This window comes from Streptomyces sp. PA03-6a (assembly GCF_033792765.1).
GTDB lineage: Bacteria > Actinomycetota > Actinomycetes > Streptomycetales > Streptomycetaceae > Actinacidiphila.
Genome location: NZ_JARAVK010000122.1, coordinates 1 through 12,794 on the forward strand (window position 1 = coordinate 1; position 12,794 = coordinate 12,794).

Genomic DNA, 12,794 nt, shown 5'->3' on the forward strand with positions numbered 1-12,794 from the left:
CGGCGGCGGGGTGCGGCGGTAGGTGGTCTTCCACGAGGATGAGGATGGGGAGTCACCATTCTGCGTAAGCCCCTGCGCGTGGGCTTGCCTAGGTAGACCCTCGGGTATACTATGGACGTCAGGAACCTTTCGCGTCCGTTCTACACCGGTCTGGCCCCTCCCCCCCGTAGTCGGACTCGGGGGGGGAGGAGCCAGACCGGGTTAGCACGGTCGCGAACGATCCGTGACTTCCATGGTGTACCCGAAGGCCTTCTCAGGCAAACCCACGCGCAGGAGCTTACGCCGAATGGTGGGTCCCTATGCTCATCCTCGTGGAAAACCACCTGCCGCCGCGCACCGCCGCGTTCTTCGATCTCGACAAGACGGTGATCGCCAAGTCGAGCACCTTGGCGTTCAGCAGGCCGTTCTACCAAGGCGGCCTCATCAACCGCCGCGCCGTGCTGCGGACCGCGTACGCCCAGTTCGTGTATCTGCTCGGCGGCGCCGACCACGACCAGATGGAGGGGATGCGAAAGTACCTCTCCGACATGTGCCGTGGCTGGAATGTGCAGCAGGTGCGGGAGATCGTGGCCGAGACCCTCCACGACCTCATCGACCCGATCATCTACGACGAGGCCGCCTCCCTCATCGAGGAGCACCACCTGGCCGGCCGCGACGTCGTCATCGTCAGCGCCTCGGGCGCCGAGGTCGTGGAGCCCATCGGCGGGATGCTCGGCGCCGACCACGTCATCGCCACCCGGATGGCGGTCCAGGACGGCTGCTACACCGGCCGGATCGAGCACTACGTCTACGGGCCGGCCAAGGCACGGGCCATCACCGAGCTCGCCGCCGTCGAGGGCTACGACCTCAAGCGCTCCTTCGCCTACAGCGATTCGGTGACCGACGTCCCGATGCTTGAGTCGGTCGGCCACCCGTACGCGGTCAACCCCGACCGCGGGCTGCGCCGGGAGGCGGCGTCACGCGAATGGCCGGTGCTCACTTTCAGCCGTCCCGTCCGCCTGCACCAGCGCGTGCCCGCGCTGACGATGCCCTCGGGGCCCGTGCTGGCGCTGGCCGCGGTCGGCGCGGCCGCCGCCACGGCGGGACTCGTCTGGTACGCGGCCCGTCGGCGCAGGCCCGTCCTGTCCTGATACGCACCTGTGCGCGCCCTTCGGGGAGATCCTGCTGATCAGACCCCGTATGCAAAGAACTGCGGCGAGGGGTTCCAGTTCTCCCGAAGGTGCAGTAGAAAGGTTGTACGGCCCGCGTGACCACGGACTTCCGCGAGGAACCCCGTCGAATCAGGCCCCACGGACCGAGCATGACAGCTGGGAACCCACGCGACGCAGACCCGCTGACCGGGTCGGCCGCACCAGGTGACGGGCAAAGCTCCCGACCTGATGGGCAAATATCGTGCACGCCTGGTAATCCAACGGTCATGCCAGCGGCGGCACCTCCGCGGTGCCGCCGCAACCTTGTGCGCGTGACCTTGTACGCGTGGACCTCGTGGCCCGCGCCCCGGGCAGTCCCTACGCGGCGCCGCGCTGCAGGGCCTCGCAGACCGCCACGCTCTCCCGTACGCCCAGGCCCACGGCCTTCCCGCAGTGCGAGATCCAGGCCGCCATGCCCGCGGGCGTGCCGGAGACGTAGCCCCGCAGCGCCTTCAGGTACTCCGCGCGCCCGAGTTCGGCGTGCCCGACCTCGGCCGGGCAGATGGACTTGGGGTCCAGACCGCTCCCGACGAGGACGACGCGCTGCGCGGCCCGCGCCACGATGCCGTTGTACGAGCCGAACGGCCGCAGGCACAGCAGCTCGCCGTGCACGACTGCGGCGACGACCAGCGCCGGCGCCTCGCTGCCGGACAGCAGCAGGTCGGCGAGTCCGTCGAGCCGTGCGACGACCTCCGCGGGTTCGGGCAGCGGGAACTCGGCGACGTCCAGCAGCGGCTCCTCGACCTTCTCGCCGGTCTGCCGCGGCCGGCCGACCGTCTCGTCCGGTGAGGTGCCGCCGGCCGCGACCAGGTGCAGCCTCGCCAGCGCCTGCAGCGGCGACTGCCGCCAGACGGAGAGCAACTGGCCGGACTCGGCGGTGAGCCGCAGCGCGGCGCCCACCGCGCGCGACTCGTCGTCGGAGGAGAAGTCGCTGCGCCTGCGCACCTCTTCCAGCGCCCAGTCGGCACCGGCGAGCGCCGCGGAACCGCGGGCGCCGCGCAGCGCCGCCTCCGAGGACACCTCGTCGGAGCGGCGGCGCATCACCCGGTGGCCGTAGACCTGGTCCACGGCCTTCCGTACGGAGTCCACCGACTCGGCGACACCGGGGAGCGAACCGAGGACGGCGAGCGGATCAGCTGTCGTACCCATAGCCACGACCCTACGCACCCCCGGCGGCGCCCCGGTGGGCGAGTGGGCATCGTCACGCGGGCCGGCACCCCCTCGCCGTGCCGGACGGAGGGGCCGGACGGGACCCGGATCTCCACCGACGGGTGAACTCCCGCGGCAAAAACCGCAGGAGACGTGCGCCGTCACTACGCTTAACGAACATGAAGATCGCTTTCGTCGGAAAGGGCGGCAGCGGCAAGACCACGCTGTCCTCCCTCTTCATCCGCCACCTGGCCGCCGCCCGCGTCCCCGTCGTCGCCGTCGACGCCGACATCAACCAGCACCTCGGCCCGGCGCTCGGCCTCGACGAGGAGGAGGCCGCCGCCCTTCCGGCGATGGGCGCCCACCTCCCGGAGATCAAGGAGTACCTGCGCGGCGCCAACCCGCGGATCGCGTCCGCGGAGACGATGATCAAGACCACACCGCCCGGCGAGGGCTCGCGCCTGCTGCGGATCGGCGAGGACAACCCGGTCTACGCCGCCTGCGCCCGGCCCGTCGCCCTCGACGGCGGCGAGGCGCGGCTGATGGTCACCGGCCCCTTCGCCGAGTCCGACCTGGGGGTGGCCTGCTACCACTCGAAGGTCGGGGCGGTGGAGCTGTTCCTCAACCATCTGGTCGACGGCCGCGGCGAGTACGTCGTCGTCGACATGACGGCCGGCAGCGACTGCTTCGCCTCCGGCATGTTCACCCGCTTCGACATGACCTTCCTGGTCGCCGAGCCGACCCGGAAGGGCGTGGCGGTCTACCGCCAGTACAAGGAGTACGCCCGGGACTTCGGGGTCGCCCTGCACGTCGTCGGCAACAAGGTGCAGGGCCCGGACGACGTGGACTTCCTGCGCTCGCATGTGGGGGACGACCTGCTGGTCACCGCCCGACACTCGGACTGGGTCCGCGCCATGGAGAAGGGCCGCCCGCCACGCTTCGGGGAACTGGAGGAGTCCAACCGCGCCGCGCTGCGGTCGATGCACGACGCCGCGGACGCCGCGTACGAGCGGCGGGACTGGGAGCGCTACACCCGCCAGATGGTCCACTTCCACCTCAAGAACGCGGAGAGCTGGGGCAACGCGCGGACCGGCGCGGACCTCGCCTCCCAGGTCGATCCGGGCTTCGTCCTGGGCGAACGGTTCACCCTCACCGGGTAATCGTTCGCCCGTTCGGGCGAATCCTCATCCACGGACCCTTTGTCTGCATTACTCTCCATTTACCGACTCTTGAGAGTAATCAAGCAATCACATTCCGTGACTTTCAAGGCCGAGAGCACCCGCCGCACCAGCCGTGACCACGACCGCGTACGCGCACCAGCCGGACGCAGCCGCGCCGCCCCGGAGGAGACGGGAACATGCAGCCCACGCCAGAACCACAGACGCAGCAGTCGCAGGTACCGCCGCAGGACCTGCCACCGCCACCGCCCCGCGCCGACGACGGGACCGCCGCCTGGCGGCACGATCTGTCGGCCTCGATCACCGTCTTCCTGATCGCCGTCCCGCTGTCGCTGGGCATCGCCCTGGCCACCGGCGCCCCGCTGCAGTCGGGGCTGATCGCCGCCGCGGTCGGCGGCATCGTCGCGGGACTGATGGGCGGTGCGCCGCTCCAGGTCAGCGGAGCCGCCACCAGCCTGGTGGTGGTCACCGCCGAGCTCGTCCAGCGCTACGGCTGGCGCACCACGTGCGCCATCACGGTGCTGGCCGGGCTCGCCCAACTCGTCCTGGGCGCCCTGCGGGTGGCCCGGGCGGCACTCGCCGTCAGCCCGGCGATCGTGCACGGCATGCTGGCGGGCATCGGCGCCGCCATCGCGCTCGCCCAGCTCCATGTCGTGCTCGGCGCACGCCCGGACAGCTCGGCGCTCACCAACCTGGCCGCCCTGCCGCAGCAGTTGTCGTCCCCGCATCCGGGTGCGCTGCTGATCGCGGCGGTGACGGTGACCGTGCTGGTCGGCTGGCCGCGCCTGCCCGGGCGGGCCGGCAAGGCGCTGCGCACGGTCCCCGCACCGCTCGCCGCCATCGCGGCAGCGACCGCCGTCGGCGTGCCCATCGTGGTGCCGCGGGTCGACCTGCCCGCCTGGCACACGGTGGCCCTCCCCGGGCTGCCGCACGGGCCGGTGCTCGGCATCGCCGCCGCCGTCCTGACCGTCACCCTGGTCGCGAGCATGGAGTCGCTGCTGTCGGCGGTGGCGATCGACAAGCTGCGCTCCGGACGCGGGGCGCCCGGGGACACCGTCCCGGCCCGCCTCAACCGGGAGCTGCTCGGGCAGGGCGCGTCCAACGTCGTCTCGGGCCTGCTCGGCGGGCTGCCGGTGGCCGGCGGCGCGATCCGCGGCTCGGCGAACGTGGCCGCGGGCGCGCGGACGCGCCGGGCCACGGCGCTGCACGGGGTGTGGGTGCTGCTGTGCGCCGGGCTGCTGGCGGGGCTGCTGGAGCACATCCCGCTCGCCGCCCTCGCCGCCCTGGTCATGGTGGTCGGGCTGAAGATGCTCAGCTTCGCGCACATCAGGCACGTGCACCGGCACCGGGAGTTCCCGGTCTACGCGGCGACGCTCGGCGCGGTGCTGCTGCTCGGCGTGCTGGAGGGGGTCCTGGCCGGCATCGCCGTGGCCGTCTTCCTGTCGCTGCGCCGGCTGACGCACACCCGGATCACGGTGGCGGAGGAGTCCGGCGTCCACCAGGTGCACGTACGCGGGCAGTTGACCTTCCTCGCGGTGCCCCGGCTGACCCGGGCCCTGGCGGAGGTGCCGGACGGTGCCAGCGCCGTGATCACCCTGGACGGCTCCTTCATGGACCACGCGGCGTACGAGTCGCTGCAGCACTGGTGCGAGGGTCACCGGGCGCGGGGCGGCTGGGCGACCCTCACGGGCCGGTCGGGCACGCCGATCACGGTCCCGTCGAGCGCGCACGCCTGCCGCCCCTGGACGCCGTGGCGCAACCACCACTGCACCAAACCGGGTACGGAGGCGGGTGCCGCCGGGCAGCTGGTGGGCGGGCTCAGCGCCTTCCAGCGCAACACGGCACCACTGGTCAGGGACGAGCTGGCGCGGCTCGCCCGCGAGGGGCAGCGGCCCACCCAGCTCTTCCTCACCTGCGCCGACTCCCGCCTGGTCACCAGCATGATCACCTCGAGCGGGCCCGGTGACCTGTTCACCGTGCGCAACGTGGGCAACCTGATGCCGCCGCCCGGCGCCGACGCCTCCTGCGACTCGGTGGGCGCCGCCATCGAGTACGCGGTGGAGGTGCTGGAGGTCGGCAGCATCACCGTGTGCGGGCACTCAGGGTGCGGCGCCATGCAGGCGCTGCTGGGCGGGGCGGGCCACGAGCCGGGGGCGCAGACCCCGCTGGCCCGCTGGCTCCGGCACGGCCGCCCGAGCCTCGCCCGGATGGAGCGGACCGGCCGGCCCGGACGCGGCGAGGTCGCCCTCGCCGACCGCCCGGTGGCCGACGACCTCGAACGGCTCTGCCTCGTCAACGTGGTGCAGCAGCTGGACCACCTGATGGCCCATGCCTGCGTCGCCCGCCGGGTGGCCGAGGGATCGCTCCAGCTGCACGGCATGTACTTCCACGTCGCCGAGGCCCAGGCCTACGTCCTCGACACCGGCACCGGCACGTTCGCCGCCGTACGGCCGGAGGTGCTCGACACCGTCTGAGCGGCCCGCCCGCACCGGGCGGCCCGCGCGTCCCGGCCCGCCGCGCACCTGCCGGCGGGCCGGACCCGTGTGCGGGTGCTCCACCCTGACAGGTCTAAACCAATTTTTGGCGCGAGCCCTTGTCATCCCGCCCCTCCGGCTGGTGAGCTATGGCCTGGGACGCAAAAGGACACCCTGCGAAGGAGCACGGCGTGAGCAACGAGAGCCTGGCCAACCTTTTGAAGGAGGAGCGCCGGTTCGCTCCGCCCGCTGAGCTGGCGGCCGGTGCCAATGTGACCGCGGAGGCCTACCAGCAGGCCGGTGACGACCGACTGGGCTTCTGGGCGGCGCAGGCCCGCCGGCTGACCTGGGCGAAGGAGCCGACCGAGACCCTGGACTGGTCCAACCCGCCGTTCGCGAAGTGGTTCGCCGACGGCACCCTGAACGTCGCCTACAACTGCGTCGACCGGCACGTCGAGGCCGGCAACGGCGACCGGGTGGCGCTCCATTTCGAGGGCGAGCCCGGTGACGGCCGGGCCATCACCTACGCCGAACTCAAGGACGAGGTGAGCCGTGCCGCGAACGCCCTGACCGAGCTGGGCGTGACGGCCGGCGACCGGGTCGCGATCTACATGCCCATGATCCCCGAGACCGTCGTGGCGATGCTGGCCTGCGCCCGCGTCGGCGCCGCGCACTCGGTGGTCTTCGGCGGCTTCTCGGCCGACGCGCTGGCCGCCCGCATCGCCGACGCAGACGCGAAGCTGGTCATCACCGCCGACGGCGGCTACCGCCGCGGCAAGCCGTCCGCGCTCAAGCCCGCCGTGGACGACGCCGTGGCGCGCTCCGCCGGCGTGGGCAAGGTGCTCGTCGTGCGCCGCACCGGCCAGGAGGTCGCCTGGACCGAGGGCCGCGACGTGTGGTGGCACGAGATCGTCGAGCGGCAGTCCGCGGAGCACACCCCGGAGGCCTTCGAGGCCGAGCACCCGCTCTTCATCCTCTACACCTCCGGCACCACCGGTAAGCCCAAGGGCATCCTGCACACCTCGGGCGGCTACCTGACGCAGGCCGCCTACACCCACCACGCGGTCTTCGACCTGAAGCCGGAGACCGACGTCTACTGGTGCACCGCCGACGTCGGCTGGGTCACCGGCCACTCGTACATCGTCTACGGCCCGCTGGCCAACGGCGCCACCCAGGTGCTGTACGAGGGCACCCCGGACACCCCGCACCAGGGCCGCTTCTGGGAGATCGTCCAGAAGTACGGGGTCACCATCCTCTACACCGCCCCCACGGCGATCCGCACCTTCATGAAGTGGGGCGACGACATCCCCGCCAAGTTCGACCTGTCCTCGCTGCGCGTCCTGGGCAGCGTCGGCGAGCCGATCAACCCCGAGGCGTGGATCTGGTACCGCGAGCACATCGGCGGCGGCCGCTGCCCGATCGTGGACACCTGGTGGCAGACCGAGACCGGCGCCATGATGATCTCCCCGCTGCCCGGCGTGACGGAGACCAAGCCCGGCTCCGCGCAGCGTGCGCTGCCCGGCATCTGCGCCACCGTCGTGGACGACGAGGCCAACGAGGTGCCCAACGGCTCCGGCGGCTACCTCGTCCTCACCGAGCCGTGGCCGTCGATGCTCCGCACCATCTGGGGCGACGACCAGCGCTACCTCGACACCTACTGGTCCCGCTTCGAGGGCCGCTACTTCGCCGGCGACGGCGCCAAGAAGGACGAGGACGGCGACATCTGGCTGCTCGGCCGGGTGGACGACGTCATGCTCGTCTCGGGCCACAACATCTCCACCACCGAGGTCGAGTCGGCCCTCGTCTCGCACCCGAAGGTCGCCGAGGCGGCCGTGGTCGGCGCCGCCGACGCCACCACCGGCCAGGCCATCGTCGCCTTCGTGATCCTGCGCGGCACCGCCGCGGCCGAGGACGGCGACGAACTGATCGCCGCGCTGCGCGACCACGTCGCCAAGACGCTCGGCCCGATCGCCAAGCCGAAGCGGATCCTGACGGTGGCCGAGCTGCCGAAGACCCGTTCCGGCAAGATCATGCGCCGTCTGCTGCGCGACGTCGCCGAGAACCGGGAACTGGGGGACGTGACCACCCTGACGGACTCCACGGTCATGGACCTCATCCAGACCAAGCTCCCGAGCGCCGCGAGCGAGGACTGACCGGTCCCCGTCACCGCACCGAAGAGGCCCCCGCGGGGGCCTCTTCGCCGTTCCCCGGGGGTGCCGGGCCCTGCGACGCCCGGCGATTGTCCGTAATGTGAAAAACGCCGGAGGCTCCCGCGCCGACCCGATAAGCTGCCGGGCGCGTAAGAAACGCGACAGTGGATCGGGGCGTGCCGGGAAGTCTGGTCGGCAAGGTGATCAGCCATGCCGAGCCCGACCGGAGGTCCACCCCCCGTGACCGCGACCAACCGCCGCCGTTCGGTCTTCCTGGGCCGGATGTCCCTCCCCGAACGGAAGTACGTCGCCGACGCGCTGCGGACGGAGACCGTGGGCGGCGTGATCCTGCTCCTGGCCGCCGTCGTCGCGCTGGTCTGGGCGAACACCCCACTGAGCGCCTCGTACCGGTCCACCGTCGCTTTCAGCTTCGGGCCCGGGGCGCTGCACCTGGACCTGTCGGTGGGGCACTGGGCCGCGGACGGGCTGCTGACGGTCTTCTTCTTCGTCGCCGGCATCGAACTCAAGCGGGAACTGGTCACGGGCGAGCTGCGCCGTCCGTCGGCGGCGGCGCTCCCCGTCGTCGCCGCGATCTGCGGCATGGCCGTGCCCGCGGCCGTGTACGCGGTGGTCAACGCCACGGGTGGCGGCTCCCTGCAGGGCTGGGCGGTGCCGATGGCGACCGACATCGCGTTCGCCCTGGCGGTACTGGCCGTGCTCGGCACCGCGCTGCCGTCCGCACTGCGCGCGTTCCTGCTGACGCTGGCGGTCGTCGACGACCTCTTCGCGATCCTGGTCATCGCGGTCTTCTTCACCTCGGGCATCAACCTCGTCGCGCTGGCCCTGGCCCTCGCCGGGCTCGTGCTGTTCCGGGTGCTGCTGCGCTGCGAGGTGCACGGCTGGTACGTGTACGTGCCGCTCGCCCTGGTCAACTGGGCGCTGATGCACGCCAGCGGGGTGCACGCCACGATCGCGGGCGTCGCGATGGGCCTGATGCTGCGCTGCCACCGGCGCGAGGGCGAGGAGCAGTCCCCCGGAGAGCGGATCGAGCACCTCGTACGGCCGCTCTCGGCCGGGATCGCGGTGCCGCTCTTCGCGCTCTTCTCCGCCGGGGTGCCGATCGCCGGCGGCACGCTCGCGGAGGTGTTCGGCCGCCCCGAGACGCTGGGCGTGGTGCTGGGACTGGTCGTCGGCAAGGCGGTCGGGGTGTTCGGCGGCACATGGCTGGCGGCGCGCTTCACCCGCGCGGAGCTCAACCGCGACCTGGCCTGGGCCGACGTCCTGGCCGTCGCCACGCTCGCCGGGATCGGCTTCACGGTCTCCCTGCTCATCGGCGAGCTGGCCTTCGAGGGCGACCAGGTGCTGACCGAGGAGGTCAAGGCGGCCGTCCTGGTCGGCTCGTTCACCTCGGCTGTGCTCGCCGCGGTGCTGCTCAAGCTCCGCAACGACAAGTACCGCCGCATCTGCGAGGACGAGGAGCGCGACGAGGACCGGGACGGCGTGCCGGACGTCTACGAGTGGGCGGACCCCGAGTTCCACCTGCGCATGGCCGCGATCCACGAGGCGAAGGCCGCCGAGCACCGCAGGCTGGCGGAAGTGGCGCGCTCCGGGGACACCGGCGAGGATGAGTCGGGCATGATCAGGGGGTAACCCGAATGCCCCGTATGACGACTGACGCACCATGACGACGACGGAGGACTCGATGAGCCCAGCGGACGAGCCCGTGAACGTGGGGGTGACCGTGAGCCCGAACGGAAACCGCAGCCTCGGCCATCTCTTCGCCTCGGCGACGGCGGACCTGTCCGAACTGGTCCACGAGGAGATCGCCCTGGCCAAGGCCGAGCTGCGGCAGGACGTGAAGCGCGCCGGCATCGGCGGCGGCGCGGTGGGCGCCGCCGGCATCCTGGCCCTCTTCTCGCTGCCGGTGCTCAGCTTCGCGGCGGCGTACGGCATCCACAACCTGGGGCTCGGCCTCGCCTGGTCGTTCCTCATCGTCGGTGCGGCGTACCTGGTGCTGGCCGGTCTGCTGGGCCTGATGGCCCGCTCGAAGTTCAAGAAGATCAAGAAGCCGGAGCGCAGCATCGCCTCGGCGAAGGAGACCGCGGCGGTGCTGCAGGGCGTCAAGCCGCACCCCCGGAGCGCCCCCTCCGGCACGACGGGGGCCACGGTGGAGGCCAAGGTGTGACACGCTCGGGGCATGACGGTCGCTGATAGTTCCCCGGTGGTGCGCATCGACGGGCCCTGGACCCACCGGGACGTCGCCGCCAACGGTGCCCGCTTCCACATCGCCGAGCTCGGCGACGGCCCCCTGGTGCTGCTGCTGCACGGTTTCCCGCAGTTCTGGTGGACCTGGCGGCACCAGCTGACCGCGCTGGCCGACGCGGGCTTCCGCGCGGTCGCGATGGACCTGCGCGGGGTGGGCGGCAGCGACCGCACACCGCGCGGCTACGACCCCGCGAACCTGGCGCTCGACGTCACCGGCGTGATCCGCTCGCTCGGCGAGCCGGACGCCGCGCTGGTCGGGCACGACCTCGGCGGATACCTGGCCTGGACGGCGGCCGCGATGCGGCCCAAGCTCGTCCGGCGACTCGCGGTGTGCTCCATGCCGCACCCGCGGCGCTGGCGCTCGGCGATGCTGACGGACCTGCGGCACAGCGCGGCCGGCGGCTACGTGTGGGGGTTCCAGCGCCCGTTCGTCCCGGAGCGGCAGCTGGTCGCGGACGACGCGGCGCTGGTGGGACGGCTGCTGCGGGACTGGTCGGGGCCCCGGCTGCCGGAGGACGGGACGGTCGACGCCTACCGCCGGGCGATGCTCATCCCGTCGACGGCGCACTGCTCGATAGAGCCCTACCGCTGGATGGTGCGCTCGCTGGCCCGGGTGGACGGCTTCCAGTTCAACCGCCGCATGAAGCGTCCGGTGCGGGTGCCCACGCTGCACCTGCACGGCTCGCTCGACCCGGCGATGCGCTCCCGGCACGCCGCGGGCAGCGGGGAGTACGTCGAGGCGCCGTACCGCTGGCGGCTCTTCGAAGGGCTGGGGCACTTCCCCCACGAGGAGGATCCGGCGGTGTTCTCGGCCGAGCTGGTCAACTGGCTCAAGGACCCGGAACCGGACCGTTAATCCAGTATGACGATCGGCCAAATGCCGGGCGCATAGGCCAACTGATGGAGCGCCAGGCGGTTACCGACCATGGACCCCGGGCAGACAGCTCGGTATGGGCTGGACGCACGACTACCGTTACGTGTCACGCGACCGCCGCGCCAACGGAGCGCGGGTCACCACCGGGACGCAGGCCCCGGACCATCGGTCCGGAGGCTCCCGCCTCGGCATTCCCCACATCCTCAGGCGCCGCGCCCGCTGGGTGGGCGCCCGGCTGAGGCATACCCGCAGCGACTGACCGCCCGGCCCCTCGCCGACCGGCCCGCTCCCCCGGAGGCCCTACAGGGCACAGCCCTGGGTGTCGACCTGCCGGTTCGCCGTACGCCCGGCCTGGACGTCCGGCTGGACCTCGTCCGCCGTCAGGGCGTAGCCGGTGTCCGCGTCGTCGAGGGACTTGGCGAACACCACGCCGTAGACCCGCCCCTCGGGGGTGAGCAGCGGTCCGCCGGAGTTGCCCTGGCGGACGAGCGTGTACAGCGAGTAGACGTCGCGCTCGACGGTGCCCCGGTGGTAGATGTCCGGGCCCGAGGCGGGGATGCGGCCGCGTACCCGGGCGGCACGCACGTCGAAGCCGCCGTTCTCCGGGAAGCCGGCGACGATGGCGTCGCCCCGTGACCCGGCGTCGGTGGTGCTGAAGGACAACGCGGGCGCGTCCAGGGACGGTACGTCGATGACGGCGATGTCGCGCTGCCAGTCGTAGAGCACGACCTTGCCGTCGTACACCCGGCCCTCGCCGCCGATCTGCACGGTCGGGTTGTCGACGCCGCCGACGACGTGGGCGTTGGTCATCACCCGGTGCGGCGCGAAGACGAAGCCGGTGCCCTCCAGCACCTTGCCGCAGCTCGGTGCGGTGCCGACGACCTTGACGATGCTGCGCCGCGCGCGGCCGACGACCGCGCTGTCGGCGAGCGCCGGGTCGGGGGCGGGGACGGCGGTGATCGGCTCGTTGCCGAACGGCGAGAAGACCTGCGGCAGTCCGTTCTGCGCGAGCACCGAACTGAAGTCGGCGAACCAGTTGTTGGCCTCGCGCGGCACGACCTGCGCCACCCCCAGCAGCACCCGGGAGGAGCGGACCTCACGACCGAGGCTGGGCAGCGTGGTCGTGGTGGCGAGCGCGGAGCCGATGAGCCAGGCGACCAGCAGCATCGCCAGGACGTTCACCAGGGCGCCGCCAATGGCGTCGATCGCCCGCGCCGGTGACCAGCTGACGTGCGTACGGACCTTGTTGCCGAGGTGCGTGGTGAAGGCCTGGCCCACCGACGCGCACACGATGATCAGGACCACCGCGGCGACGACCGCCACCGTGCCGGGCTGCGCGTTGTCGGTGACCGCGTTCCAGATCGCGGGCAGCACGTAGACCGCGACGAGACCACCGCCGAGGAACCCGACCACCGACATCACGCCGACGATGAATCCCTGGCGGTAGCCCACGATCGCGAACCACACGGCGGCCAGCAGCAGCACGATGTCCAGCACATTCACCCGGACACCGT

10 protein-coding genes are annotated in these 12,794 nt (G+C 72.0%); 8 read left to right on the forward strand and 2 right to left on the reverse strand.

Going from position 1 to position 12,794, the window contains the following annotated elements:
- Nucleotides 1-299 precede the first annotated feature (299 nt).
- A complete protein-coding gene (locus PV350_RS26470; RefSeq protein ID WP_499513066.1) occupies nt 300-1,130 on the forward strand; it encodes an HAD family hydrolase in 831 nt (276 codons plus the stop codon).
- 378 nt (nt 1,131-1,508) lie between these two features.
- On the opposite strand, the gene PV350_RS26475 is transcribed toward PV350_RS26470, so the two are convergent.
- Nucleotides 1,509-2,339 (reverse strand): Fic family protein, encoded by an 831-nt coding sequence (locus PV350_RS26475; protein ID WP_500336458.1) that lies wholly within the window; start codon nt 2,337-2,339, stop codon nt 1,509-1,511.
- A 179-nt stretch (nt 2,340-2,518) separates the two neighbouring features.
- Between PV350_RS26475 and PV350_RS26480 the strand changes: the two genes are divergently transcribed.
- The 7 genes from PV350_RS26480 to PV350_RS26510 all read left to right on the forward strand — a co-directional run bounded on the left by PV350_RS26480 (nt 2,519) and on the right by PV350_RS26510 (nt 11,539).
- The gene (locus PV350_RS26480) at nt 2,519-3,499 is read left to right on the forward strand and encodes an ATP-binding protein (RefSeq protein ID WP_500336460.1); all 981 of its coding nucleotides are present in this window, start codon (nt 2,519-2,521) and stop codon (nt 3,497-3,499) included.
- Nucleotides 3,500-3,696: 197 nt separating this feature from the next.
- A complete protein-coding gene (locus PV350_RS26485; RefSeq protein WP_500336462.1) occupies nt 3,697-5,991 on the forward strand; it encodes a SulP family inorganic anion transporter in 2,295 nt (764 codons plus the stop codon).
- Between the two features lie 149 nt (nt 5,992-6,140).
- Nucleotides 6,141-8,144: an acetate--CoA ligase gene (acs, locus tag PV350_RS26490; RefSeq protein ID WP_500336464.1), complete on the forward strand. Its 2,004-nt coding sequence runs from the start codon at nt 6,141-6,143 to the stop codon at nt 8,142-8,144.
- A 207-nt stretch (nt 8,145-8,351) separates the two neighbouring features.
- The gene (gene nhaA / locus PV350_RS26495) at nt 8,352-9,791 is read left to right on the forward strand and encodes a Na+/H+ antiporter NhaA (protein ID WP_499513061.1); all 1,440 of its coding nucleotides are present in this window, start codon (nt 8,352-8,354) and stop codon (nt 9,789-9,791) included.
- Nucleotides 9,792-9,843: 52 nt separating this feature from the next.
- Complete coding sequence (locus PV350_RS26500) at nt 9,844-10,326, forward strand: phage holin family protein (RefSeq protein WP_499513060.1); 483 nt, start codon at nt 9,844-9,846, stop codon at nt 10,324-10,326.
- 12 nt (nt 10,327-10,338) lie between these two features.
- A complete protein-coding gene (locus PV350_RS26505; RefSeq protein ID WP_499513059.1) occupies nt 10,339-11,262 on the forward strand; it encodes an alpha/beta fold hydrolase in 924 nt (307 codons plus the stop codon).
- Nucleotides 11,263-11,356: 94 nt separating this feature from the next.
- Nucleotides 11,357-11,539 (forward strand): hypothetical protein, encoded by a 183-nt coding sequence (locus tag PV350_RS26510; protein ID WP_500336466.1) that lies wholly within the window; start codon nt 11,357-11,359, stop codon nt 11,537-11,539.
- Nucleotides 11,540-11,580: 41 nt separating this feature from the next.
- Here PV350_RS26510 and PV350_RS26515 read toward each other — a convergent pair whose 3' ends face one another.
- On the reverse strand, nt 11,581-12,783 hold the full coding sequence (locus PV350_RS26515) for a MarP family serine protease (protein ID WP_500336468.1): 1,203 nt from the start codon (nt 12,781-12,783) through the stop codon (nt 11,581-11,583).
- Nucleotides 12,784-12,794: the final 11 nt, after the last annotated feature.

Excerpts from the sequence above, each read along its gene's own strand:
- PV350_RS26470 (WP_499513066.1), top strand. The coding sequence starts at position 300 with ATGCTCATCCTCGTGGAAAACCACCTGCCGCCGCGCACCGCCGCGTTC.
- PV350_RS26475 (WP_500336458.1), bottom strand. The coding sequence starts at position 2,339 with ATGGGTACGACAGCTGATCCGCTCGCCGTCCTCGGTTCGCTCCCCGGT.
- PV350_RS26480 (WP_500336460.1), top strand. The coding sequence starts at position 2,519 with ATGAAGATCGCTTTCGTCGGAAAGGGCGGCAGCGGCAAGACCACGCTG.
- PV350_RS26485 (WP_500336462.1), top strand. The coding sequence starts at position 3,697 with ATGCAGCCCACGCCAGAACCACAGACGCAGCAGTCGCAGGTACCGCCG.
- acs (WP_500336464.1), top strand. The coding sequence starts at position 6,141 with ATGGCCTGGGACGCAAAAGGACACCCTGCGAAGGAGCACGGCGTGAGC.
- nhaA (WP_499513061.1), top strand. The coding sequence starts at position 8,352 with ATGCCGAGCCCGACCGGAGGTCCACCCCCCGTGACCGCGACCAACCGC.
- PV350_RS26500 (WP_499513060.1), top strand. The coding sequence starts at position 9,844 with ATGAGCCCAGCGGACGAGCCCGTGAACGTGGGGGTGACCGTGAGCCCG.
- PV350_RS26505 (WP_499513059.1), top strand. The coding sequence starts at position 10,339 with ATGACGGTCGCTGATAGTTCCCCGGTGGTGCGCATCGACGGGCCCTGG.
- PV350_RS26510 (WP_500336466.1), top strand. The coding sequence starts at position 11,357 with ATGGGCTGGACGCACGACTACCGTTACGTGTCACGCGACCGCCGCGCC.